Annotated in this window: 19 protein-coding genes; 14 read left to right on the top strand and 5 right to left on the bottom strand. The window is 61.4% G+C overall.

Translation table 11 applies throughout. The features are described from left to right. The first annotated feature begins 114 nt into the window (after positions 1-114). The 7 genes from kdpA to AC19YX_RS22440 all read left to right on the top strand — a co-directional run bounded on the left by kdpA (position 115) and on the right by AC19YX_RS22440 (position 12,503). Complete coding sequence (gene kdpA, locus AC19YX_RS22410) at positions 115-1,821, top strand: potassium-transporting ATPase subunit KdpA (RefSeq protein WP_201131410.1); 1,707 nt, start codon at positions 115-117, stop codon at positions 1,819-1,821. Positions 1,822-1,832: 11 nt separating this feature from the next. Further along, positions 1,833-2,468, top strand: a complete 636-nt coding sequence (gene kdpC, locus AC19YX_RS22415) for a potassium-transporting ATPase subunit KdpC (RefSeq protein WP_201131409.1) — start codon at positions 1,833-1,835, stop codon at positions 2,466-2,468. Positions 2,469-2,479: 11 nt separating this feature from the next. Then, positions 2,480-4,546, top strand: coding sequence for a potassium-transporting ATPase subunit KdpB (gene kdpB / locus AC19YX_RS22420; protein ID WP_500607043.1), 2,067 nt, complete (start codon positions 2,480-2,482; stop codon positions 4,544-4,546). 54 nt (positions 4,547-4,600) lie between these two features. Then, entirely contained in the window at positions 4,601-7,291 is a 2,691-nt protein-coding gene (locus tag AC19YX_RS22425) for a DUF4118 domain-containing protein (protein WP_500607044.1), read from the top strand. Further along, complete coding sequence (locus AC19YX_RS22430) at positions 7,288-7,980, top strand: response regulator (RefSeq protein WP_020296250.1); 693 nt, start codon at positions 7,288-7,290, stop codon at positions 7,978-7,980. Before AC19YX_RS22425 ends, AC19YX_RS22430 begins: the two co-directional genes overlap by 4 nt. A 357-nt stretch (positions 7,981-8,337) precedes the next feature. Further along, positions 8,338-9,588, top strand: coding sequence for an EAL domain-containing protein (locus AC19YX_RS22435; protein WP_500607045.1), 1,251 nt, complete (start codon positions 8,338-8,340; stop codon positions 9,586-9,588). A gap of 158 nt (positions 9,589-9,746) precedes the next feature. Beyond that, the gene (locus tag AC19YX_RS22440) at positions 9,747-12,503 is read left to right on the top strand and encodes an autotransporter outer membrane beta-barrel domain-containing protein (protein ID WP_500607046.1); all 2,757 of its coding nucleotides are present in this window, start codon (positions 9,747-9,749) and stop codon (positions 12,501-12,503) included. 178 nt (positions 12,504-12,681) lie between these two features. On the opposite strand, the gene AC19YX_RS22445 is transcribed toward AC19YX_RS22440, so the two are convergent. Both AC19YX_RS22445 and chrA read right to left on the bottom strand, forming a co-directional pair. Further along, positions 12,682-13,623, bottom strand: a complete 942-nt coding sequence (locus AC19YX_RS22445) for a GGDEF domain-containing protein (protein WP_078468869.1) — start codon at positions 13,621-13,623, stop codon at positions 12,682-12,684. Between the two features lie 105 nt (positions 13,624-13,728). Then, on the bottom strand, positions 13,729-15,087 hold the full coding sequence (gene chrA / locus AC19YX_RS22450) for a chromate efflux transporter (protein WP_500607047.1): 1,359 nt from the start codon (positions 15,085-15,087) through the stop codon (positions 13,729-13,731). 256 nt (positions 15,088-15,343) lie between these two features. Between chrA and AC19YX_RS22455 the strand changes: the two genes are divergently transcribed. The 5 genes from AC19YX_RS22455 to AC19YX_RS22475 all read left to right on the top strand — a co-directional run bounded on the left by AC19YX_RS22455 (position 15,344) and on the right by AC19YX_RS22475 (position 19,961). Next, positions 15,344-15,946: a DUF6708 domain-containing protein gene (locus tag AC19YX_RS22455; RefSeq protein WP_500607048.1), complete on the top strand. Its 603-nt coding sequence runs from the start codon at positions 15,344-15,346 to the stop codon at positions 15,944-15,946. A 152-nt stretch (positions 15,947-16,098) separates the two neighbouring features. After that, positions 16,099-16,362: a PAAR domain-containing protein gene (locus AC19YX_RS22460; protein ID WP_500607049.1), complete on the top strand. Its 264-nt coding sequence runs from the start codon at positions 16,099-16,101 to the stop codon at positions 16,360-16,362. Positions 16,363-16,569: 207 nt separating this feature from the next. Then, positions 16,570-17,490 carry a ribokinase gene (rbsK, locus tag AC19YX_RS22465; RefSeq protein ID WP_500607050.1) on the top strand — a complete coding sequence of 307 codons (921 nt, stop codon included), beginning with the start codon at positions 16,570-16,572 and terminating at the stop codon, positions 17,488-17,490. A 69-nt stretch (positions 17,491-17,559) separates the two neighbouring features. Beyond that, entirely contained in the window at positions 17,560-18,891 is a 1,332-nt protein-coding gene (gene fucP, locus AC19YX_RS22470; protein WP_500607051.1) for an L-fucose:H+ symporter permease, read from the top strand. Further along, positions 18,888-19,961 (top strand): aldose 1-epimerase family protein, encoded by a 1,074-nt coding sequence (locus AC19YX_RS22475; protein WP_500607052.1) that lies wholly within the window; start codon positions 18,888-18,890, stop codon positions 19,959-19,961. The genes fucP and AC19YX_RS22475 overlap by 4 nt, the downstream gene beginning before the upstream one ends. A gap of 20 nt (positions 19,962-19,981) precedes the next feature. Here the strand turns inward: AC19YX_RS22475 and deoR are convergent, their stop codons facing one another. Next, entirely contained in the window at positions 19,982-20,752 is a 771-nt protein-coding gene (deoR, locus tag AC19YX_RS22480; protein WP_078468875.1) for a DNA-binding transcriptional repressor DeoR, read from the bottom strand. Positions 20,753-20,867: 115 nt separating this feature from the next. Here deoR and deoC point away from each other — a divergent pair, with 115 nt between their 5' ends. Next, positions 20,868-21,551 carry a deoxyribose-phosphate aldolase gene (gene deoC, locus AC19YX_RS22485; protein ID WP_201131401.1) on the top strand — a complete coding sequence of 228 codons (684 nt, stop codon included), beginning with the start codon at positions 20,868-20,870 and terminating at the stop codon, positions 21,549-21,551. Positions 21,552-21,679: 128 nt separating this feature from the next. Then, positions 21,680-22,033: a hypothetical protein gene (locus AC19YX_RS22490; RefSeq protein ID WP_238596113.1), complete on the top strand. Its 354-nt coding sequence runs from the start codon at positions 21,680-21,682 to the stop codon at positions 22,031-22,033. Positions 22,034-22,155: 122 nt separating this feature from the next. Here the strand turns inward: AC19YX_RS22490 and AC19YX_RS22495 are convergent, their stop codons facing one another. Continuing rightward, positions 22,156-24,969 (bottom strand): autotransporter domain-containing protein, encoded by a 2,814-nt coding sequence (locus AC19YX_RS22495; protein WP_500607053.1) that lies wholly within the window; start codon positions 24,967-24,969, stop codon positions 22,156-22,158. A gap of 244 nt (positions 24,970-25,213) precedes the next feature. Further along, a complete protein-coding gene (locus tag AC19YX_RS22500) occupies positions 25,214-25,897 on the bottom strand; it encodes a response regulator transcription factor (RefSeq protein ID WP_500607054.1) in 684 nt (227 codons plus the stop codon). Positions 25,898-25,961 lie beyond the last annotated feature (64 nt).

Consider the following 25,961-nt stretch of genomic DNA (forward strand, 5'->3'; position numbering starts at 1 on the left):
AAACAAGGAAACCGGCAATGTACGACCTGACGTTCGTGGGGTTGACCCTGTTGTTTTTTGGCGTGACAGCCTGGGCCATTGGCGCCTTGGGCAAGATTTGAACGGAGCATCGACATGTTGAGCACTCTGCTGGAATTTGCGGTGATTCTCGGTCTGATGACCGGGCTTGCCGTGCTGATGGGGAAATGGCTGGCCCGGGTGTTCACTGCACCGGGGCATGCCTTGCTGGAGCGCGGGACCTACCGCCTGCTGGGGGTTGATCCGCAGGAGTCCATGGGCTGGGCGCGTTATGGCTCGGCGCTGCTGCTGTCGAATATGGCGATGATGCTGCTGGGCTACATCCTGCTGCGGGTACAGGGCAGCATGCCCCTCAATCCGCTGGAGCTGGTGGCACAGACGCCGGACCTGGCGTTCAACACTGCGGCCTCCTTTATCACCAATACCAACTGGCAGGCCTACTCGGGCGAAACCAGCCTGTCGAACTTCAGCCAGATGGCGGTGATTACCTTCCTGATGTTTGTCGGGGCGACCTCCGGGGTGGTGGCGGCAGCGGGTTTCATTCGCGGCCTGAGCCGTTCCAACGCCACCGGTATCGGCAACTTCTGGGTCGACTTCACCCGCATCCTGTACCGGGTGATGCTGCCGCTGTGCTTTGCCATGGCGCTGGTCTATGTCTGGCAGGGCATGCCGCAAACCCTGTATTCCCAGGCGCTGGCCACGACGCTTGAGGGCGCGCAACAGCAGTTGATTGTGGGCGCGGTGGCGAGCTTCGAATCGATCAAGCACATCGGCACCAACGGCGGCGGCTTCTTCAGCATGAACGCCGCGCACCCCTTCGAAAACCCCACGCCGCTGACCAATGCCTTGCACATCCTGAGCATGTTGCTGATCCCTTCGGCACTGACCTACACCTTCGGCAGCATGCTGTTGCGCCGGCGTCAGGGCTGGGTGTTCTTCGGTACGTTCCTGGTGATGTTCATCGGCTTCCTGAGCATCGTCTACGTCGCCGAGCAGGGCGGTAATCCGTTGCTGACCCAGGCCGGCGCCGACCAGATGCTGTCGTCGACCCAGAGCGGCGGCAACATGGAGGGCAAGGAACTGCGCTTCGGCATTGCCGACACCAGTCTGTTTGTCACCACCACCACCGGCGCGACGACCGGCTCGGTGAACGCGATGCACGATTCGCTGACCCCGATGGGCGGCTTCGTGCCCCTGGCGCAGATGATGCTCAACTGCGTGTTTGGCGGCGACGGCGTGGGCTTTATCAACCTGATCCAGTACGCGCTGCTGACGGTGTTCCTGGTGGGCATGATGATCGGTCGCAGCCCCGAGTTCCTGGGCAAGAAGATCGAGGCCAGGGAAATCAAGCTGGTCATGCTGTCGGTCCTCGCGCACCCCATCAGCATCCTCGGCTTCACCGCCCTGGCGGCGCTGTGGCCGGACACCCTGAAAAGCCTCAACAACATTGGCCCCCATGGCTTCAGCGAGGTGCTGTACGCCTACACCTCGGGCACGGCCAACAACGGTTCGGCCTTCGCCGGGCTCAATGCCAACACGCCATTCTTCAACACCACCATTGGCCTGGCGATGCTGATCGGACGCTTCTTCACCATGCTGCCGATGCTGGCCGTGGCCGGTTCCCTGGCCCTGAAGAAAAACATCCCGGCCGGTGCCGGCACCATCCCGACCGCGACGCCGCTGTTCATGGTGCTGGTGGTGTTCGTGGTGTTGGTGGTGGGCGGCCTGACTTTCCTGCCGGCGCTTGCGCTGGGCCCGCTGGTGGAGCAATTGCAATTGCTGTCCGGCCAGACGTATCCATAAGGGGCTGTGTGATGACGACTCAAACTCAAATCAAGACCCAACCTCTGCTCAAAGGGCTGCTGCGCCCGGTGCTGGTGTCGGCGGGGTTTTTCATGCTGTTGACCGGCCTCGGCTACCCGCTGGCGACCACCCTGGTGGCCAACGTGATGTTTCCCCACCAGGCCCAGGGCAGCCTGATCGAGCGCGACGGGCTGGTGATCGGCTCGGCGCTGATCGGTCAGCAGTTTTCCCGGCCCGAGTACTTCCAGGGTCGCCCGAGCATGACCGCGGACCAGCCCTATAACGCCGGCTCCAGCGGCGCGAGCAACCTCGGGCCGACCAGCCAGAAGCTGATGGACCAGGTGGCGCAGCGGGTTCAGGCCTATCGCCAACTCAATGGCCTGGCGGCGGACAGTCAGGTGCCGGTGGACGCGGTGACGGCGTCGGCCTCGGGCCTGGACCCGCACATCTCCCTGGCCAATGCCCAGCTTCAGGCGGCGCGGGTGGCGCGCCTGCGCCAGCTGCCCGAGGCCGAACTGCTGAAGGTGGTTCAGGCCCATACCGAGCAGCGCACCCTGGGCCTGTTGGGCGAGCCCCGGGTCAATGTGCTGCAACTCAACCTCGCGCTCGATGCCCTGCATCAGCAACCCCTCGCGGCCAGTGAGTAAGAGAAACAACCATGCGTAACAAGAAACCGTTGTTCGATCGCACCATCGTGCTGACTGCCTGCCTGGAGGCGCTGAAGAAACTGGCGCCCCAGGCCCAGTGGAAAAACCCGGTGATGTTTGTGGTCTATCTAGGCAGCATTCTCACCACCCTGTTGTGGGTGCAGTCCCTGGGCGGTGCTGGCGAAGCCCCCAGCGGCTTTATCCTGAGCATCACCCTGTGGCTGTGGTTCACCGTGCTGTTCGCCAACTTTGCCGAAGCGCTGGCTGAGGGCCGCAGCCGCGCCCAGGCCGCGAGCCTGCGCAGCATGAAACGCCAGACCCTGGCCAAGCTGCTCAAGCAGCCCAAACACGGCGCCCCCTGGGCGCCGACCGAGGCCAGTCTGTTGCGCAAGGGCACGGTGGTCTTGATTGAGGCCGGCGACCTGGTGCCCCTGGACGGGGAGGTGATCGAAGGGGTGGCGTCGGTGGATGAAAGCGCGATCACCGGCGAATCGGCGCCGGTGATTCGCGAGGCCGGCGGCGACTTTTCCTCGGTCACCGGCGGCACCCGGGTGCTGTCGGACTGGCTGGTGGTGCGCATCAGCGTCAACCCCGGCGAATCGTTCCTGGACCGCATGATCTCCATGGTCGAGTCGGCCAAGCGGCAGAAAACCCCCAACGAGGTGGCCCTGACCATCCTGCTGGTGGGCCTGACGTTCCTGTTCCTGCTGGTGATTGTCACCCTCAGCCCGTACTCGATCTTTGCCGTGGCCATGGGCGGCAGCGGCAGCGTGGTCAGCGCCACGGTGCTGGTGGCGTTGCTGGTGTGCCTGATTCCCACCACCATCGGCGGCCTGTTGTCAGCCATCGGCGTGGCGGGCATGAGCCGGATGATGGCGGCCAATGTCATTGCCACCTCGGGCCGTGCGGTGGAAGCGGCCGGTGACGTCGACGTGCTGTTGCTGGACAAGACCGGCACCATCACCCTGGGCAACCGCCAGGCCTGCGCCTTCCTGCCCGCACCCGGGATCCAGGAAGCGGAGCTGGCCGATGCGGCGCAATTGGCGTCCCTGGCCGATGAAACCCCGGAAGGGCGCAGCATCGTGGTGCTGGCCAAGCAGAAGTTCGATCTGCGTGCCCGCGACCTGCAACAACTGCAGGCCAGTTTCGTGCACTTCACCGCACAGACCCGCATGAGTGGGGTCGACTTGCCCGCTGGCCGACAGTTGCGCAAGGGCGCGGCGGATGCGATCCGGGCCCATGTCGAAGCCCTGGGGGGCAGCTTTCCCCAGGCGTTGCAGGCCCGGGTGGACGAAGTGGCGCGCCGTGGCAGCACGCCGCTGGTGGTGGCTGACGGGCCGCAGGTGCTGGGGGTGATCGAGCTCAAGGACGTGGTCAAGGGCGGGATGAAGGAGCGGTTTGCCGAGTTGCGGCGCATGGGCATCAAGACCGTGATGATCACCGGCGATAACCGCCTTACCGCTGCCGCCATTGCGGTGGAGGCGGGGGTCGATGACTTCCTGGCCGAGGCGCGTCCCGAGGACAAGCTGCAACTGATCCGTGACTACCAGGCCCAGGGCAAGCTGGTGGCGATGACCGGCGACGGCACCAATGACGCCCCGGCGCTGGCCCAGGCCGATGTGGCCGTGGCGATGAACAGCGGGACCCAGGCGGCCAAGGAAGCGGGCAATATGGTCGACCTCGACAGCAACCCGACCAAGCTGATCGAGGTGGTGGAAGTCGGCAAGCAGATGCTGATGACTCGGGGCGCGTTGACCACGTTCAGCGTGGCCAACGATGTGGCCAAGTATTTTGCTATCGTACCGGCCGCTTTCGTCGCGACTTACCCGCAACTGGGGGCATTGAACGTGATGCAACTGAGCAGCCCGAACTCGGCGATCCTCAGTGCGGTGATCTTCAATGCGCTGATCATCGTGTTCCTGATCCCCCTGGCGCTCAAGGGCGTGACCTACCGAGCGATCGGCGCGGCGGCGTTGCTCAACCGCAACCTGCTGATCTACGGGGTGGGCGGGGTGCTGGTGCCGTTTGCCGGGATCAAGATCATCGACCTGCTGTTGACCGGGCTCGGCCTGGTCTGAAAGGACTGACTGCACGGCGCCGCCCCTGGCGCCGCGCAGTTCACAAGGAATGCCATGGCTGTCATCGACACCTTTACTGCTGCATCGGATGGACGCCCCGACCCGGACGCGCTGCTGGAAAAACTGCAACAGCAGGAGCAGGCCGCGCAACAGGGCAAACTGCGTATCTACTTCGGCTCCAATGCCGGGGTCGGCAAGACCTGCGCCATGCTCAGCGCCGCGCGCCACGAACAGAGCCAGGGCCGGGACGTGGTGGCCGGCGTCGTCGAAACCCACGGCCGGCGCGACACCGCCGAGGGCCTCAAGGGCCTTGAGGTCCTGCCCCGCAGCAGCCTGCTGCATCGCGACACCACCCTGAGCGAGTTCGACCTGGATGCCGCCCTCGAGCGTCATCCTTCGGTATTGCTGGTGGACGAGCTGGCCCACAGCAACATCCCCGGCTCCCGCCACCCCAAGCGCTGGCAGGATGTGGAAGAACTGCTGCGTGCCGGGATCGACGTGTGGACCACGCTTAACGTCCAGCACCTGGAGAGCCTCAACGACATCATCAGCGGGATCATCGGCATTCGCGTGCGCGAGACGGTGCCCGACCATGTGTTCGACAACGCCCATGAGGTGCTGGTGATCGACCTGCCGCCTGACGACCTGCTGCGTCGGCTCAAGGACGGCAAGGTCTACCAGGCGCCCCAGGCTGAGCGCGCTTCGCGCAATTTTTTTCGCAAGGGCAACCTGTTGGCCCTGCGCGAACTGACCCTGCGCCGCACCGCCGACCGGGTCGATGCGCAAATGCGCGACTACCGCCGTGAGCGCTCGATCATCACCCTGTGGCCGGCGCGCGAGCGCTTGCTGGTGGGCGTGGCCGGGCACCCGTCCGACGAGCGCCTGGTGCGCGAGGCGGCGCGCCTGGCGCAAAAGCTCGAGGCGGACTGGCTCGTGGTGCATGTCAGCGGTCCGCAGCGCCGGGGCCAGGCGGCCAACCGCTACGCCAGCGCCATGAAGAGCCTGGCCCTGGCCGCCGAATTTGGCGGCGATACCCTGACCCTGAGCGGCATGGACGTCGCCGAGACCCTGGTGGCCTGCGCCCGCGAGCACAATGCCAACCGCCTGGTGCTGGGCCATTGCCCGCGCAAGGTCTGGCAGTTCTGGCAGCCGTCGGTCAGCGATCACATCAGCCGCCACCACCCGCACATCGATCAGATGGTCATGGCCCACGGCCCGATGCCGCGGGCGGCGCCGGTGGCCAAGGCCGAGGGCGGATTGCCGCCGAACCGGCTCCCGGCCTATCTGTGGGCCAGCCTCGCCTGTTTTGGCGCGACCGCCCTGGCGGCGCTGCTGCTGCAAGTGTTCGACCTGGCCAACGTGGTGATGCTGTTCCTGCTCACCGTGGTCCTGGTTGCCCTGCGCTACGGACGTGGCCCCGGGGTGTGGGCGGCGATGCTGGCGGTGCTGTGTTTCGACTTTTTTTTCGTCCAGCCCCGCTGGTCATTCACCGTCAACGACACCCAGTACTTTTTCACCTTCGCCCTGATGCTGGGCATCGCCCTGATCACCGGGCAGCTCACCGCACGCCTGCGCTTCGAGGCCCGCAGCGCCGCCGCCCGGGAACGCCGGGCAACGTCCCTGGCGCGGCTGGCGCGGGACTTGTCGGCAGCGCTGACGGTGGAGCAGATCAGCGAGGTGGCCTTGCGCACCTTCAGTGGCGTGTTCGACGCACGGGTCGGCCTGGCCCTGCCGGACCTGGCGGGCAGCGTGCACGGCGTCGGCAGCGGGGCCTTTGCCCTGGATGAAAGCATTGCGCAATGGGCCTATGACCATGACCAGCCCGCGGGCCAGGGCACCGATACCCTGGCCGCCGCCAAGGGTCGCTACCTGCCGCTCAAGGCACCGATGCGGGTGCGCGGCGTGCTGGTCCTGGAGCTGGCTGAAGCCGAGCGCCTGGCTGATCCCCAGGAGCAGGGCTTGCTGGAGGCCTGCATGAGCCAGTTGGCAATCGCCCTGGAGCGGGTGCATTACGTCGAGGTGGCGCAGAGCACCCTGGTGCAGATGGAGGGCGAACGCATGCGCAACACCTTGCTCGCCGCCATCTCCCACGACCTGCGCACCCCGCTGACCACCATCATCGGCGCGGCGGACGCCGCAGCCCCCCATGCGCCACCGGGGCCGTTGCAGGACCTGCTGGGCGGCATCCACGAGCAGGCCAGCTCCATGCAGCGCCTGATCGAAAACCTGCTGGACATGGCGCGCATGCAAGAGGGCGGGGTGCGCCTGAATCGGCAGTGGCATTCCCTGGAGGAAATCGTTGGCAGCGCCCTGCGCCAACTGCGCGAGCCCCTGGCCCGGCATGTGGTGCGCACGGCCATGGCGCCCGAGTTGCCGTTGGTGGAGGTCGATGCCCTGTTGCTCGAACGGGTGCTGGTCAACTTGCTGGATAACGCCGCCAAGTACACGCCCGCCGGCACCCTGATTCAGGTCAAGGCCCGGGAGGAGCAGCACAGTATCGTCCTGCAGGTCAGCGATGCCGGGCCGGGCTGCCCCGATGGCAGCTCGCTGCACAGCCTGTTCGAACCCTTCACCCGCGGCCGGCAGGAGTCTTCGGTGGCCGGGATCGGCCTGGGGCTGGCCTTGAGCCGGCGCATTATCGAAGCCCACGGCGGCCGCATCGAGGCCCAGCCTCATGCAGGCCCGGGCATCAGTTTCATCATCACCTTACCCGCGGGGCAGCCGCCCTCCATGGAATCCCTATGACCAGTGCGCGCATCCTTATCGTCGAAGACGAGGCCAATATTCGCCGTTTTGTCGGCATCGCCTTGCAGGATGAGGGCTTTCAAGTGTTCGAGGCCGACAGCGTGAAACGCGCGCTGATCCACGCTGCCAGCCGCCAGCCGGACCTGGTGATCGTCGACCTGGGCCTGCCGGACGGTGATGGCAAACAGCTGATCACCGAACTGCGGGGCTGGCTGGCAGTGCCGATCCTGGTGCTGTCGGCCCGAGACCGCGAGGACGAGAAAGTGGCGGCGCTGGATGCCGGCGCCGACGACTACCTGGTCAAACCCTTCGGTGTGCCGGAACTCCTGGCGCGGATCCGCGCCCAACTGCGACGCCATGTGCAAGCCAGTACCACGGCCGCCACCAGCAAGGTGGCCTTCGGCAGCATCGAGGTCGACCTGGCCACCCACGAGGTGCGCCGCGAGGGCGCGCCGGTGCATTTGACGCCCATTGAATACCGCCTGCTCTGTGCCCTGATTCGCGGCCAGAGCCGAGTCCTGACCCATCGCCAATTGCTCCTGGAAGTGTGGGGCCTGGACTATGTGGAGCGCTTTCATTATCTGCGCGTGCACATGGCCCACCTGCGCCAGAAACTCGAAGCCGACCCGGCCCAGCCGGCGCACTTCATTACCGAGTTGCAGGTGGGGTATCGGCTGATGGGGCTGTAGCGGTCAATCGCAGCCCCTGTGCGCAAGGTGCAGGGGGCCGAGTGCCAGGGGCGGTCAGCCAATACCGTTGCTGCCTGGGGTTGATCAAGGGTCTGGAGACTGAAAACGTTTCACCTGAATGGGGGACGGGTTTCATTGGACCTCTCCACTGAGAACTCCCAGGGTGGGCACGCCTGTTGGGTGGCGCAGCGAGCTATATAACCCTCGGGTGAAAGCGATAAGTTACTGCTGTATCACTGGCCCATGACTTGAACTGCAACATGACTCGGCAGGCACTTATAGCGGGAAGGATAGAAATAAGAATTTTCTTATTTTCTTGGGAGGGTGCTGCGCGTAGGATCAAAAAAGTTTCGCAAGATGACCTCATGTAACGTGAAAACGCTAACAGTAATACTCTTTTGTTCGAGTACCTCAAGATCCAGTTCGTTAGTTTGTAAGTTAGAGGCCGCTGGCGTCGAACACATCCATGTTGTCGGTGGTGTCGAGGCCGCAGCGCTGCCTCCGGCGGAAGATAAAATAGATTTGGTGGTGTGCGATTCTTTTAAAACCCTAAGCGAGTTTGGGGTATTCAAGATGTTGTGCGAACGGCTTTCTTTTTTTTCGATCGTCATGTCTGAGAGTCTGGGGGGAGGGCTGAAGTGGGGCGTTCAAAGTTTGCAAGTCAAGTCAAAAAAGTACAATGCCGGCTTTTATGAGTTGACGGAAGGTGGGGCAGGGTTCGACAGCCTGGTTAGAAAGGCCCTGGCGGTAAAGAAAATAGTCATTGATCATTGTGGCTCCAACAGGCGTTTGGCGGGGCAGGGTGATGGGCTTCATGAGTCGCAGTTGTCCGAAGATATAACTAACCAGGCGCTCAAGGCCAAGCAGATACAGCCTTACTTTCAACCGCGGCTATGTATGGGGACAGGGTCTATAGTCGGCATGCAAGTAGTGGCGCAGTGGCTGCACCCTGAATATGGCGCGGGGGTATTGGAAAAGTTTGGTGGAATGGTTACTTGCCCTGTTCTGCAGAGAGATATTTTTTACTGCGTGTTGAACCCTGCTCTCAGGCTGCACAGGTATCTGGGCAGTATTGGCGAGTCGTTAACATTCTCCTATAGCCTTGATTGGGGGCTGTTGGGCGACAAGCAGTTTGGCGAAGAGCTGGTTAAAGTCATCAAGGCCGCGGGTGTACCGCTTAAACATGTATTTCTTGATGTGGCTTGGGCAGAAACCAATCTTATGAGCCTGGATTGCATTGAAAATATCACCGTGTTGGTGAGTGCTGGAATATGCCTGTGCCTGTGTCGATATGATGTCCGGTGTTCGCTGATCAAGATCCTGGCTGACATTCCGTTCACGCAGATAAAGATCTGCTCAAGTTTGTTGAAACCTTCGTTCTCTATTAACAACGATCAGATTATTAAAAGCGTGTCATTGCTGGCCAAGTCTGTCAGCGCCAAGGTAGTCATCGACGGAGTCGAGACGCAGAACGCGCTCCCGTACTTGAAAGACTTGGGCGTCGATTTGGCTCAAGGAGATTTTTTCTATTCGCCCAAGCCTGCTGCTGAACTTCTTGCGCTCATGCTGGAGCGCAAATCCATAAAAACCCTTAAGCCAAGCGTATAAGCGCTTCTGGCTCTCTTAAGTGTGGTTGCCTTTCCGGTCTGCGACTGCCTTATCAGACAAGGAATGAACATTCATTCCTATTAAATAAGCGCCAGCCTTGATGGCGGGAATGCGCTGTCGCGAGCAAAAACCAGCGCACCCTGGAAAGCGCCGATTGTTTGGTAATTGTTTATCTTTTCATCAGTTCCAATGAGATGTTTATGAAATATAACCTCCAGCACTTTCAACGCAACCGCACCGGTTCTGCGATACGCCTGACTTTTTTCTTCGTGGCATCTGTAGGTTCCACATTCACCCCTCTAATGTCCGCTTCTGCTGCGGACATCATTTATACCGGAAGCCCTTCTGATCTGAAGGCCGATCCAACGGGAGATACATCAACCCCGAAAAACAGCCTGTTGCCGAGTGATGTGTCGAATAACACCGTTATTGTCGGCGATCCTGATGCTGCCACTCGGGAAGTTTGGGGTTCGAGTGGCAGTACCCTTGTCGCTCCCTATGTCATTTATGGTGGTGTGGATGTCGGCGCGGATGGCGGCGCTCACGCAGTCGATATACATGGCAATAACGTGACGGTGAGTAACGTCCAGTACAGCTGGGACGGGCAAACAGCATTCAATGGCAAGGATTTGCAAACCGGGAGCGGTGGCGGTGTTGGCGGTATGGGCGGCGGCAGTGTTTATGGTGGATTGAGTGTCGGTGGCACCGGCGGTTCGGGTGCGGTTCGTGTCGGTGGGAACGGTGGTTCGGTTTACAACAACTCCATAACCCTGAGGCAGGTGCTGTTAGAGGGGGCCACCGGTGGTACTGGCGGTTCCAGCGGCAGCGGAAACGGCGCTGGCGGCGTTGGCGGCATGGGGGGCGGTAGTATTTATGGTGGGTTGAGTCTCGGTGGCGCCGGCGGAGGCCTGAAGGGTGATGGCGGTAGTGGGGGCGATGTTTACAACAACTCGGTGACCTTGACCGACGTAGTACTGACAGGTTCAAAAGGTGGCGACGGTGGTACAGCCGTTCAAAGCTCTACCTCGGGCGGTGTTGGTGGTATGGGTGGCGGCAGTGTGTATGGCGGCCTGAGTATCGGTGGCGCTGCGGGTTTGTTCGATTTCATTGACCTGTCCAGCGGCAGTGGCGGTGCGGCAGGAAAGGTCACCAACAACCATTTGCTCCTCACGAATGTGACGCTGACGGGGGCAGCAGGCGGCAGTGGCGGCAGTGGTAGCAGTGCTGACGGCATGGCGGGCATGAACGGCGGCAGTGTCTATGGCGGCTTGAGTGCCGGCGGCGCCGGTGCGGATGCTGGCGGCAACGGTGGTCAAGTCACTGACAACAGTATCGTCCTCTCAGGCACGTCATCCCTCTCTGGTGATATCTACGGCGGCTACAGCAGTGGCGGCGCTGCGGATACCGATAGCGGTGGCCTCGCCGGTCTGGGCGGGAACGCCAATAACAATACGGTGACGCTGCAAGGCCCTGACTTGACGATCGCCGGCTCGGTTTATGGCGGTTATAGCGTTGATGGCGATGGCACGGTGCAAAACAGCAGGGCCTTTACCGGCAACACCCTCAACCTCAATGGCTACAGGGGCTCGCTGGCCGGCATCTACAACTTTGAGACCTATAACTGGGTCTTGCCCAAGGACGTGGTCAACCAGGACACCTTGATCAGGATCACCGGTACCGACAAGGTCCAGCTTGATAACACCCGGCACACGATAGCCATGGAAAACGATGGCAATCGCCTTAATGCGGGTGACATCGTGACCCTTATCGATAAGGCCGAGGGCACTCCAACGCTTACGACCCAGCAGGTCAAGCAGGGGCATTTCATCATTTACGATGCAAGCCTGAAGACCCGCAATGACGGCCTCGTCTTGAGCATTGACGGCAAGCAGGACGCTACGCCTGCCGGTCGAATCAACCCGACTTCAAAAGCCTTCCTGGAAGGCCGAGCAGCGTCTCTTGCTTTCACCAATCAAGGGGCTGATTTGATCAGTGATTACGCAATCGGTGCCGCTGATTCAAGTGTCAAACGAGCCCGGCAGGACGGGATCAACCTGACGCCATTCGTGCTGCTCAATGGTGGTTCCAGCCGTTACAACACGGGCTCTCATGTTGATGTACGGGGTTTCAACATGCTCTTCGGCGTGGCCACCGGCCTTGAGCTCAAAGACCAGAGCGCCATTACCCTGGGTGTCTTTGCTGAGCGGGGTGATGGTGATTACGACAGCTACAACCGCTTCTCTGACTACGGCTCCGTCCATGGCACCGGCAATGTGCGTTACACCGGGGGTGGTGCGTTGTTCCATATGGACGTCGCCGGCACTGCGCTGAACAAAACGCCCTCATCGAGTACCCGTGGGCATGCGGGGCTGTACCTCGATGGATCGGTACGTACGGGTAATGCTGACCTGAGCTTTGACAGCCATGACCTGACGGATGCCGAAGGGGTTCGTGGCACCTACAACAAAAAGTCCAAGTACTACGGTGCTCATGGTGCAGTGGGGTATGTGCTGAATCTGGATGAACAGCAGTCGCTTGATGTGTACAGCCGCTACACCTGGACCCGGCTGGAGTCGGACAAGGTCAGCATCGGTAAAGACACCCTGAGTTTTAATACCTCGGACAGCTCCCGTCTGCGCCTGGGTAGCCGTTACAGCTACGCCTACACACAGAGAATCAAACCTTATGTGGGAGCAGCCTATGAGCATGAGTTCAAAGGTGATGTGTCGGGTAGCGCCTACGACCTTTCAATCGAGAAACCCACGCTCGGTGGTAGCACAGGGATCTTTGAGGTGGGTGTGACCATGAACCCACTGGCGTCTGCCGAGGCCCTGAGTATCGATGTGGGTGTGCAAGGGTATGTCGGTGAACGTGAGGGCGGCGCGGGCACCCTTAAAGCCAGTTACGCGTTCTGATCCGGCTGCAGGTCGTGCGCCCCGCAGGCGGGATGTTTCAGTTTCATCATCACCTTACCCGAGGGGCAGCCGCCCTCCATGGAAGCCCTATGACCCGTGCGCGGTGTGGCGGAGGGCTGAGTGGCTAAGGACTGAGTGGCTAAGGACAGTCAGCCAACACTGTCCTTTGCAGCGGGTATCAAACGTCTAGAAACTGAAAAAACTGATCTCTGCCCCGTTGTTTAGCCCTATAAAGCGCTTTGTCGGCTTGTGCCACTAAGGCACTGGACGGTTGCAGCGGGCCGAAGGTCTGAACCGAAAAGCCGATGCTGATGGTCAAATAGCCCGAGGTGGACGCGCAGTGCGGTATTTTCAGATCCCGTACACGCTGGCACAGCGATTCGACATACAACTTGGCCTGGTCGTGCGTCATGCCGTTGGAGAGGATGACAAACTCTTCGCCGCCATAGCGGGCTGCAAAGTCAGAGCCGCGCTGGAAGGTATGACTCAAACTGTCCGCGATACGTATCAACGCCTTATCGCCCGCTGGATGCCCATAAAGATCGTTGAAGGATTTGAAGTGATCGACATCGATCATGGCCAGTGTCAACGAGTCGCCGTTGCGGCAGGCAATTTTGCATTGGATTTCCAACTGCGTATCAAAGAAGCGGCGGTTGTAAATGCCGGTCAGCCCGTCTTTTATAGAGAGCTGTTCGAAGTGCATTTTCATTTGTTCGAGTGACTGATGTTCATCGCGTAACTGTTGCTGGATCAGGACTCGAGAGGTGACGTCTTTTTGAATGCCAATAAAGTTAGTGACCGCCCCAGTCTCATCGTGGATGGGCGAGATGCTTAGTTCATTCCAGAACATGGCGCCGTCCTTACGGTAGTTGCGCAAGGTCACCAGGCAGTATTCACCCTGGCTGATGGCATTGTGAACAATGTCCAGTTCTGGTTGTTCTCGGTCGTTGCCTTGCAGGTAGCGACAGTTAATGTTGGTTATTTCTTCGGCTGAGTAGCCGGTCATACGCTCAAAGGCCGGGTTTACAAAGATTAATGGGTTGTCATCCAGGCTGTTGTCGGAAATGGTAATGCCATCTCTTGAGTCCATGACGGCCTGTTTGAGAATTTCAATATTCATGCGAAATTCGCTGTTTTCAAGGGGGATCGAATCCGTTTCGCAACCAATGGAACTGCGTTTTTTGCAGTGTAGTTGCTGCCGGAGCGCACGGTTTTTTTGCCGCTGTCAGCGCAGCAGATGCACCGCCAATCCGACGAGTGCGCACGCCATCAGCACCTGAATGATTCCCCGCTTGAACCGGAACAAGGCAATGGCCGCTGCAATCGCGATCAGCACCGACGGCCAATCGAGGCTGCCGCCCACTCCCTGTGGCCAAAGCACGTGATAACCGAAGAAGCACGCCAGATTGAGAATCACCCCGACCACGGCTGCGGTAATGGCGGTGAGGGGGGCGGTGAACGTGAGTTCGTTGTGGGTCGACTCCACCAACGGTCCGCCGGCGAGGATGAACAGAAACGAGGGCAGGAAGGTGAACCAGGTCACCAGGGTGGCGGCGACGGCTCCAGCCAGAAACACATGCTCACTGCCGAACACTTGCGTGACATACGCCCCGATGAAGCCGACGAAGGCCACGACCATGATCAGTGGTCCGGGCGTCGTCTCGCCCAATGCCAGGCCATCGATCATGTGTGCCGGTGTCAGCCAGCCGTAGTGAACGACCGCGCCCTGGTAGACATACGGAAGCACCGCGTAAGCCCCGCCAAACGTCAGCAAGGCCGCTTTGGTGAAGAACCAGCCCATTTGGGTCAAGGTGCCTTCCCAGCCAAAGAGCGCGGTCAGAATGCCCATGGGCACGGCCCAGAGGGTGGCGCCAATCAGGGCCAGCGATGCCAGTTTCATCCAGCTGAACCGGGCATGCTCCGGGGGCGGGGTGTCGTCATCGATCAAGGCCGGCCCGAAGGATCTTTTGTTCGTGGCATGGCCACCTGCTCTGAACTTCTCGGGCGCCAGGCGTCCGCCGACATAGCCGAGCAGTGCCGCGCCGGCAACGATCAGCGGGAATGGAATATTGAACGCGAAGAGGGCGGTGAATGAGGCCGCGGCTATTGCCCAGAGCCAGGTGTTTTTCAAGGCCCGAGAGCCGATCCGCTGGGCGGCCTGGGCGACGATCGCGGTCACGGCAGGCTTGATGCCATAGAACAACCCGGCCATCACAGGCACTTCACCGAAGGCGATGTACATCCACGACAACGCGATCAGGATGAACAATGAAGGCAGCACGAACAGCACGCCCGCGATGACCCCGCCCCAGGTTCGATGCATCAGCCAGCCGATGTAGGTTGCCAACTGCTGCGCCTCCGGCCCGGGCAGCAACATGCAGTAGTTGAGGGCATGCAGAAAACGTCGATCGGAGATCCAGCGTCGCCGCTCCACCAACTCCTCGTACAGGGTGGAAATCTGCCCCGCAGGCCCGCCGAAACTGATGAATCCGAGCCGCAACCAAAACCAGAATGCCTCGCGAAGGCTGACGGCTCCCGGCCTCGACGGTGGGTGCTCAGCGGTAGGTGCCAAAACCTTGCTCATCGGCTTGCTCCTGTTCTGCACACACATATTCGGTGAGCACACCGTCGAACATGGCGCCGGTGGCCACTACGGGGTGGTCGTCGAAGCCTGGATTAAGTCAGTGACATTTCGAGGGTTGCGCGCAGCCCCGCGGGTTGGATGTTTTCCAGCCGGATCTGTCCGCCGAGGCGAAAGGCAATCGCTTGCACAATGGTCAGCCCCAGCCCTGCGCCCTGGTCATTGCCCCCGGCTGTAGAACCAGAGATTCGCTTGGCATTTGATCAGCCCGGAAAATTTCGTCCAACGCCGCCTACTAATCCGTTTTAACCGCGTTACCCGCCAAGTCTATCTGCATCGCCCACGCTACGCTGGCGGCATTACTACCCTGGCCTTGGATCAGATTTCCCCTCAACCTGCGGTAGGCGAGGACGAAGCGGCCAATATCGGCAGGCAACTGGTACTGGCCTGGGACTCCGCCGTCACCGGCCTCCCGCACCTCCATCTGATGTTTGTTGGCAAGGTGGCCGATGGCACCAGCGATATCGTCAATCTGTGGGAGTTTATCCGCCGTTATATGGAGGAAGGCCCACAGTCCGTGCCCCAGCCGAAGAAACTGCTGGGCAAGATTCCCTGGTTCTGGTTGTCATTGCTGGCGCCGTGGAGTTTTTTCAAGCCACTGTGGCAGGCCGGAATGCGGCGCCAGGTCATCTTGTGGGTCACGTTGGTATCGCCAGTCCTGTTGCTGCATGCCGCAGGTCACTGGATTTCGCTGCTTCTGTGCTGGGAGCCGCGCTGGCCGAAAATCATTCGCGAAGCGGGATTGCCTGGCAAGCCGGTGCCTGCGCTGTCCACCGCCAGCGACTGGCCGCCACTACCGTAGGTGAAAACGTCCCCGGCCAAACCGCGACGATCGCGAAAACAACCTGACGCTTCATCAGGCGTGATCCTCGATCCCGACACCCGAGCCAAAGAAAACGTCTGCCCTGGACAAGTCGTCACACCCGCGCAAGATCCACAACACGAGGACCGAGCATGACTCACCCATGGGTTGTCCTTGGTGATTCCAGCAGCCATGGTGGCACCGTACACACGGCAACGACTGGTTTCACCGCCAACGGCATTCCGGTAGCCGGCCACGGAGATACGCTGGCATGCCCCACACACGGCATGGTGGCAATCCAGGCAGCAGGCAATGGCGTGCACGGCAACGGCAGGGCACCTGCGCGCGAGGGTGATGTTGCAAGCTGTGGCGCGCGGTTGATTGCCTGCCAACACAGGTTGACTTGGGCTGGGTAGAGTCGCCGCTCAAAATGCCTTTTAGCTCACACCGCCACCGCAACACCCTGCATGACGCAGCCTTCGGGCTGCGTTTCTGTTTCTGCCGGCGGCTCGATTTTGCACGGCAACAAGAAAAAGGTTGAATAGTCACATCAAATGTTATTTAAATAACAAAAATAATAACGCTGTGGTGCTTGCCACGACGTGCACAAGGTAAAGATATCCATGAATAAGATCGCGGTCATCGGCAGCAACATGGTGGATTTGATTACCTATATCGACCGGATGCCCCAGCAGGGCGAGACCCTCGAGGCCCCGGGGTTCGCCATGGGCTGTGGCGGCAAGGGCGCGAATCAGGCGGTGGCGGCGGCCAAGCTTGGCAGCGGGGTGTTGATGGTGACCAAGCTGGGGGATGACATGTTCGCCGATAACACCCTGGCCAATTTTCAGCGCCATGCCATCGACTCGCGCTATGTCACGCGGGTGCCGGGCGTCTCCAGCGGCGTGGCGCCGATCTTTGTGCAGAGCGATTCCCATAACAGCATTCTGGTCGTCAAAGGCGCCAACGCGCATTTGAAGCCGGCGGATATCGACGCCGCAGAAGCGGCGTTGCGTGAATGCAGGCTGATGGTGCTGCAACTGGAAATCGACCTGGCGACCGTCTACTACGCCATCGAATTTGCCAAGCGCCACGGCATTCCGGTGTTGCTCAACCCGGCCCCCGCCGTCGCCGGGCTAAGCCGCGAGCATCTGGCGCAGCTGGACTTTTTCATCCCCAACGAAAGCGAACTGGCATTGATCACCGGCAAGGCGGTCGATGGCCCCGAGAGCGCGCTGCTTGCCGCCCGGGAGTTGGCCGCCCAGGGCATTCGCCACGTCATCGTCACCCTGGGCGAACAGGGCGCGTTGTATGTGGGCGAGGAGGGTGAGTTTCACGTGCCGGGGCGCAAGGTCGTGGCCCGGGATACCACCGGTGCCGGTGACGCCTTTATCGGCTGCTTTGCGCACTACTGGACTCAGCAGGGCGACATGCGTGCAGCCATGACCCGGGCCGTGGCGTACTCCGCCTGCTCGGTCACCGCCCTCGGCACCCAGAGTTCCTACCCCGACGCGGCCAGGTTCGCCGAGTTTTTTGAAGAGCGTTGATCCCACGCTCACCGCAGTTGGCCACACCCGCGTGGCGCTGATGCGCCCTGAATCCCACGGAGAATAACAATGACAAAAGTCCCGCTCCAACAGACCCCCGATGGTTTCTACCTCAACCGCACGCCCTGGTTCGCGTTCTTGCTGCTGTGCAGCATTTTCGCGCTGTGGGCGGCCGCGGCCAGCATGAATGACGTGTTGATCGCCCATTTCAAGAAAGCCTTCCTGCTCAGCGATTTTCAGACCGCCTTCGTGCAATCGGCGTTTTACCTGGGCTACTTTTTCGTGGCAATTCCGGCGGCCATGGTGGTGCGCCGTTTCGGCTACAAAAGCACGATTCTGGTCGGCCTGATGTTCTACATGGCGGGCTGTGCGCTGTTCTTTCCTGCGGCATCCACCGCGACCTACGGCATGTTCCTGATGGCGCTGTTTGTGATCGCGTGCGGGCTGTCGTTTCTCGAAACTGCCTGCAACACCTACTCGACCCTGATGGGCCCGCGTGAAACCGGCACCCGACGCCTGAACATCTCGCAAACCTTCCACCCGTTCGGGGCCATGGCCGGGGTGTATGTCGGCAGCTTTGTGATGTTCAAGGACACCGACGCCACCCATGAACAGCTGACCCAGATGAGCGCCTCGGAGGCGGCCATCCAGCAGTTGGAAATGATCCAGTCGACCTTGCTGCCGTACAAATGGATGATCGCCGTGCTGGTGCTGATGTTCATCCTGATCGCCATTACCCGCTTCCCCGCGTGCCGTGGCAATGCCAAGTCAGAGGTGAAAAAGCCCAGCCTCGGCCAGAGCCTGGTGCGCCTGTCGCGCAACCCGCGCTTTACCTTCGGGGTGCTGGCGCAGTTTCTGTATGTGGGGGCCCAGGTCGGGGTGTGGAGCTTCACCATTCGCCTGGCGATGCAGATGGGCGGAATGAACGAGCGCAGCGCGTCATGGTTCCTGCTGACGACCTTTGCCGCTTATTTCGTGGGCAAGATGATCGCCAACCTGCTGATGCGCAAGCTGCACCCGGCCAAGGTCCTCGCGATCTACGGCGTGCTGACCATTGTCCTGCTGGCCTACACCATCCTGGTGCCGAACATCAGCGCGGTGTACGCGGCGGTGGCGGTGAGCATTTTCCTCGGGCCGTGCTGGCCGACCATCTACGGCCTGACGATTGAAGGGCTGGGTGAAGACACCAGCGTCGGCGGTTCGCTGCTGGTGATGAGCATCGTCGGCGGCGGGGTGATTCCGGTGTTCCAGGGTCTGCTGTCAGATGCCACCCACGGCAATATGCAACTGGCCTACAGCGTGCCCCTGCTGTGCTTCGTGGTGATTGTCGCCTACGCCTATTCCTGCATGCGCCACAGTCGCGCCACGCAGCCTCGGGCCGGTGCGGTGGTGGCCTCATGAATGCCTTCACCCTGGCCTTGTCTCCCGAGCAGTTCAGCGGGGTGGAAAAGACCCTGCTGCAATCCGCCGACTTCCGCGTGCTGGCCTGGACCTACCCCAGTGGGGTCAAGGCCCTGGCGCTGGAAAACGCCCGTGGCCGAGTGGTGGCCCTGCCTTATCAGGGGCAGATGATTTGGTCCGCGACCTTCGATGGCTGCGACCTGACCATGCGCAATATGTTCAGCCAGCCCAGGCCCAGCCCTACGGTAATCGGCACCTACGGCTGCTTTATGTTCCACGCTGGTCTGCTGCGCAACGGTTGCCCGGCCCCCGAGGATACCCACCCGCTGCATGGCGAAATGCCTTGCGCGCCCATGGACGCGGCCTGGCTCGAAGTCGGCGAGGACGCTGCGGGCCTGTACCTGCGTCTGAGTGGCGACTACGAGTATGTGCAGGGCTTTGGCGACCATTACCGGGCCACCCCGACCCTGACCCTGCGTGCCGGTTCGGGGCTATTTGATATCGGCATGGCGGTCACCAACCTTGCGGGCAAGGCCATGGAGTTGATGTACATGGCCCACATGAACTACGCCTACATTGCCGGTGGCAGCCTGGTCGAGCCCCTGGCCGGAGCCCGGGCGCGGGTGCGCAGCAGCGTGCCGGCCCACGTCAAGCCGACCCCCGAGTGGTCGGCCTACATGGCGCAGTTGAGCCAGGATCCCTCGCGCCTGAGCACCCTGGACACCCCCGCGCTGCATGATCCGGAAATCGTCTGTTTCTTCGAAGCAGTCCCGGCCGACACCGCGGGCAACGCGCATTTTCTGCTGGACCACCCAGCAGGCCCGGCGTTTTACACCCGCTACCGACCCGATCAGTTCTCCCATGCCACCCGCTGGATCCTGCACAACGCCGACCAGGGCGTGGCCGCCTTCGTCTTGCCGGCCACCTGCGAACCCGAGGGCTACCTGGCGGAAAAAGCCAAAGGCCATGTGCGCTCATTGGCGGGCGGGCAACGCGCAGTGTTCAACGTGACCACCGGCTACCTGTCGGCTGAAGAACGGCGCCGCCTGCGGGATGAACTGGGCGGCTGATATGCGGCGGCGAGGGTGGTTCAGACCACCCACTGCGCGCCGTATTGGGTGATCAGTTCGCGGTAAGGCTTGGGCAGTTTCTTGTCGGAGACCACCACGTTGAATTGGTCCAGGGTGGCGAAATGGGCGGTGCGCACGACGTCGAACTTGCTGTGATCGGCCAGCAGCATGCAGTGCTGGGCCTGGCGCAAGACCTTCTGCTTGACCGCGACTTCATTGAAGTTGAAGCAGGTCACGCCGAAGGTTTCGCTGACGCCTGCGGCCGAGATAAAGGCCCAGGTCAAGCGCACGCTGTCGAGGATGCTGCTCTCGTCGGCATGCTCGAACACCTGGTTCTTGCGATGGAAGGTGCCGCCACACAGGACGATAGTGCAGTTGGGCTTCTGTTGCAGCTTGAGCAGCACGTTGAGCGAGTTGCAGACCGCGGTGAACTCCAGTTCATCGGCAATGAAATCAATCACGAAAGGTACCGTGGTGCCGCAGTCGAAGAACACCGTGTCGCCGCTCTTGATAAATGCAGCCGCGAGCTTGCCGATGCGGCGTTTCTCTTCCACGTGGCGGGTGCCCTGTTCCGTGACCTTGTAGTCGGGCGCGTCGGCCGGGTCGAAGGCCAGGGTGATATGTCCGCCGAGCAGATGAAACTTGTCCGGGTAGCGGTTGAGATCCCGGCGCAGGGTCATTTCCGAGACTTCCAGCAACGCGGCCATTTCCCGCAGGTGGATCGCTTTTTGGTCCTGCAGGGCTTGCTGGATCAGTTTGATGCGTTCTGATTGTTTGCTTTCCACAGGCATTCCGATCGGCTAGTAATGTTGTAATTACATCATTTGTTGGTATTATATTAACATCTGTTGGGCGAGCTTTCTAACGTATTACGCCCATCGTGCTCCTTCACCAGGAACGGATTTCATGACCTCAATCACACCCGCAGCACTTGCACAGTTTATCGACCACACCTTGCTGGCGCCTGACGCGACGCGGCAGCAGATCGCCGTGTTATGCAAAGAAGCGCAGGAGTACGGGTTCTATTCCGTGTGCGTGAACTCGGGCCAGGTGCCTTATGCCGCTCAATTGCTCAGCGGGCAGAACGTCAAGGTCTGCGCTGTGGTCGGGTTCCCGCTGGGCGCCGGGCTGAGCGAGAGTAAAGCCTTCGAAGCCCAACAGGCAATTGCCGCAGGTGCGGGCGAGATCGACATGGTGCTCAATATCGGCGCGTTGCGAGAGGGGCTGCTGGACACGGTGCGCGACGACATCGCCACGGTGCATCAAGCCTGCGGCTCGGTGCCGCTGAAAGTGATCCTCGAAACGTGCCTGTTGGACGAGGAGCAGAAGATCCGCGCCTGTGAAATCTGCCGTGAACTGGGGGTGGCCTTCGTCAAGACCTCGACCGGCTTCAGCCGCAGTGGCGCCACCGCCGAAGACATCGCCCTGATGCGCCGCGTCGTCGGCCCGCAGATGGGGGTCAAGGCGTCGGGCGGGGTGCGTGATTACGCGGCTGCAGTGGCCATGATCGAAGCCGGCGCCACTCGCCTGGGCACCAGTTCGGGAGTGAGCATTGTCAGTGGCAAACCGGAGGGCGGGGCGGGTTACTGATTTCGCCAGCACCTTCGACGTCTGTCGATGTTTGAAAAAAGGAGCCTCGGCTCCTTTTTTCGTTGCCGAGCCTGTTACCGTGATCCCCACGCCAATCAACGACCGTCAGGAACACGATGAAACCGCTAATGGATCAGTTCGATCGGCTGTGCCAGCAGGCGCAGTCTGCCTTTGGCGAGGAAGGGGAGCGGTCTTATGAGGCAACGCTCATCGATATTTTGAATTTCGTAAAACGGCACCCGCAGTGTCGGGCGGGATTTGTGGAGCGCTTCAAGCTGATATTGAACGTCGGCAACGCGCCGTTCGAAGCCGTTGCGTTCTGCATGCGCGAGCTGCAGTGGTTCGAGCTGAGGGACTACGTGAGTGCGGTGCTTCAGTCTTCCGTGGATCCGCGCAGTCAAGCGCTGACCAGCGTGTTGAGCGCCTATGACGAGGTTTGGCCCGATGCCGATTTGTATCGCTATTATGGCGGCCCGGCATGAGTGGCGATCTGTGACTCGTGGCTCGGTAAACAGGGCGTGCTCCAGTGCGCGAAGCCGATCCACGCAAATAAAAAAGCCACAATCGAAATTGTGGCCTTTGTTGCTGCGGCTTGCCCTGGCGCTTAGAACGCCCAGCGCAATTTCACCGACGCACCCTGGTTCAGGTAATCGCTGCGCGATTCGGCGTCGTAGTTCACGCTGACTTCGGTGCCGTTATCCAGGGTGTGGGTCAAGCCCAGGCCGGCGCGGCCCAGCCATGGGCTGGGGTCCACGCCACGGGTGGTGAAGGCGGCGGTGGGTGAGCCGGCGTAGGTCGAGGAGATCGACGTCGATTCGTTAAGCACGTCGTAACCCACGCCCAGGTTGGCGCTGAGCACGGTGTTGCTGCCCAGGTTGTAATTGAGCTTGCCGTCCAGGCTCAGCACCAGTTCTTGCGCGTCACGGCTGTCGACGTCGAGGTTCAGCGCCCCGGCGCCTTTCTCGTGATAGGACTCATCACCGATCCAGGTGTAGTCGGCGCGTACCGACGGCACGAAGGTCATGGTGTCGGTGAACCGCAGTGTGTGGCCCAGGCCAACCCCGGCGTGGGCGCTGTAGCTGTCGTAATCGGCCTTGGCGGTGGCGTCGGCGAACGGCATGTGGCGCTTGCCCTGGTTACGGTTCTTGCCGGCGTCGACCTGGAAGTTCAGTTCGGTGTCCGGGGCCAGCGCGTAGCTGCCGTAGCCGATCAGCTGGAAGGTGTCGATCTGCGCGTCTTGCGGGGCGACATGGGAGTCGCTGTCGATGTCGGTCTTGGCGTAGGCGAAGGCCACACCCAGGCGCGCCTGCTCGGAGAAGGCACCATCGATACCAATGGCCAGGCCCTGGGTGTTGGCGTCGAATCCGGAGATCCCGCTGCGCTCGCTTTGATCGGCCCACGAACCGAAGGTCTTGATCCACAGGTTCTGTTCAGCCGCCGGAGCGTCACCGGAGGATAAGCCGCTGTTGCTGGCCTGCCGCGCCTGGATCACCCGGTTGATGCCGGAAAGGGTGCTGCTGGTGGCCGCATTGGTACCGCCGGTCAGCAGGGGCAAGGTCTGGGTCACGGCGTCGGACACTTGCTGCCCGGTGGTCAGGCCGACGAAGTGGCTGGCCAGTTCGCCGTTGGGGTTTTGCGCAAAGGTCCGGTCAAGTGCACGGGCAGCCGGGCCGGCTGGGGAGTTGCCCATCTGGTTGACCACATGTTCGACGCTGGGGCCCGGGCCGTCCGTTGGGTTGGTCGGATCGACCGGATCGACCGGTGTGGTGGCCGCCGCCTTCAGGGTCAGGTCGATGGCATTGCCGTTCTTGATCGCGCCGAAATCGAACAGCAGTGAGTTGTCGCTGACGGCAAAGGTCCCGTCACTGACCAGGGTGCCGGCACTGAACACCTTATCCATGTGCGACACGTTGAACTTGGTGCTGGCATTGCTGACGTCCACCACAATGTTCGCGTTGCTTTGCAAGGTCGCGGTGCCGCTTACAGTCAACTTGCCAAAGTGGTTATCGTCGGCCACGCCGATCTTCAGGGTGCCGTTGCCGGTTTGCGAGTAGTCACCGTTGAAGTTGGCCGTGACCCCGGCGCTAGAGGCGACCCGCAGCGTGCCGTCGTTGGAAAAGCTCTTGATGGTGAAGGCTTCGCCGCCGGTGAGGGTATAGGTCGCATCTTTGCGCAACAGCACATCGGTGTCTTTGGCGTCGACGGCGCCCATGAAGCGAGCGGTGTCATTGCCGTCGATAACCAGCTTGGCCAGGCTGCCTGAGGTGTCGGAGTCGACCTTGATGGAGTTCAGGGCGCCGCCGATGATGCCGCTGTTGGTGATCGTATCGATCGTGGCACCGTTGGCGAGGAGGATGCCGTAGGCCTGGCCGGCGACTCTGCCGCCGGAGTTGTTGTCGATTGCCTTGACTGAACCACCGTCGACGCTGATACCCACCGCCGTGCCCTGGATGGCTCCTTTGTTGAGGATCGGGCCGTTGATCCTGGTGCCTTGCGAGGCTATGCCGATGGCGCCGGTGATGATGCCGCTTGCATCGTTGGAGATGCCTCCGGTGATCTCGCCCTTATCCACCTGGACGGCTATTCCGGTATCGCTCTTGATGGTGCCGGAGTTGATCAGCCAGCCAACGGAGCCGGTGCCCGAGCCTCCCTCGTCATCGAGGGCCAGATTGATGCCGGCTGTTTTGCCGCCAATCAACCCGGTATTTTCGATCACCCCTTCCACCTTGCTGCCATTGGTCACCTGAAGGCCGAATCGGTCGCCGGTGATGGCGCCGCTGTTATAGAGGTCGGTGCGGATGGTGCCGCCGTTCAGGTTCACCCCGGTGCCACCGGAGATGGTGCCGCGGTTGAGCATGGAGTAGAGCGCGGCGCCCTTGAGTATGTTCACGGCCGAGCCGGTGCTGGTTACAGCGGTGATTCTTCCGAAGTTGGCGATGGCCCCCAGATTCAGGCTGGAGGCTCCTCCGCTCAAGACAATCGCGTTGTCATAGCCGCTGATTTTGCCGCCGGTCTGGTTGGTGATGGAGGTGCCGCTGCCGGCGCCGATCGCAATCGCGGTGCCATTCTCCGAGGTCACGGAGCCGCCATTGCTGATGGTGCTCCAGTAGCCGGGAGTCGTTGCCGTGTTGATGGCGTTGGTGCCGGCGGTGGTGATCGAGCTGTCCCCGTTCACGGTGAGGCTTGCACCGCCTTCGATGGAGCAGGTCGACGTCAAGGCGACCCCGGACAGGGTTGGTGTGGTCCCTGAGCAGGCGGGCGCAGCCATGGCCGGGCCGGCGGCGGCCAGCAGTCCGGCCCCCGCGCCGGCCAGCAGCAGACGGCTGGCGCTGCGTTTCCCGCGGGCGCTGGTGAGTTCGTCGACCACGACGAAAGCCTGGCGCGTGTGGCTCCAGATAATGCGAAATGCAGTGTTCATTCGATTCCTCGAAGAAGCCTCTTTGGGCTTTAGGTGACAGACCGAGGCAATCTAACGGAAGCGTTGGCCGGCAAACTGAGCAAATCTGAGCGCCTTGTAGCCGCTGCTGCCAGGCCGCGCTGGCCCGTCCAAGCAACCCACCTGCACCTGACACCCCACGGCGACCACGCCGGCCAGCGCAGGCTCGTGCCTCGGCAGCGGCTAGAGGCTGCATCGGGGGGGATGTTGAACAGGTTTCGTGGGGCTAGGGCCGGATGCTGGCCGGCGCGTAGAAGCAATACCCGGCGTTGCGCAGGGTATTGATCGGCACTATCTGCCCGGAGGTTTCCTCGATGTTGCGCCGCAGGCGTCGCATCTGCGAGTCGAGTCGCCGCTGGTCATAGTCCAGATAGTCCTGGCCCAGGGCTTGAACGATGCTTTGCCGGCTGACGTTGCTGCCGGCCTGGCGCATCAGGCAGTGCAATACCAGCAGATCCTGTTGTGACAGGCGTACCGGGCCGGCGCCCGGGACCAGCAGGCGTCGGGGCCCGAGTTCGAGCAGCCAGGGCTGTTCGCTGCGGTCCAGGTTCAGACGCCATTTCAGGGCATCGAGCACCGCTGCCAATTCGTCCAGGTCGCAGTTCTTGCTCAGGTAATGATCGGCCCCCTCGCCAAGTCCGGCGATCTTGCTGGGCACACTGCCGCGCGCGGTAAACACGACGATGCCGAGCCGATGCCCGGCTTGGCGCAAGCGCCGGATCAACTGCAGCCCGTCACCGTCAGGCAGGCCCAGGTCAATGATCGCCAGGTGATGAACCTGGGCATCGAAACACCGCTCGAACTGCGCCAGGCTGCCCACCGTGGTCGTGACGTAGCCATGCTCCGCAAGGAACTCGTCGAGTTCCACGGCCAGTACGGGTTCATCTTCAAGGAGAATTAGCGGGGTCATGGCATAATTGTATCAAAGCGCCATCATTTTTGAGGCGGGTCTTTCTGAGTGAAACTGAGTGAAT

It is taken from the genome of Pseudomonas sp. MF09150 (assembly GCF_059862355.1).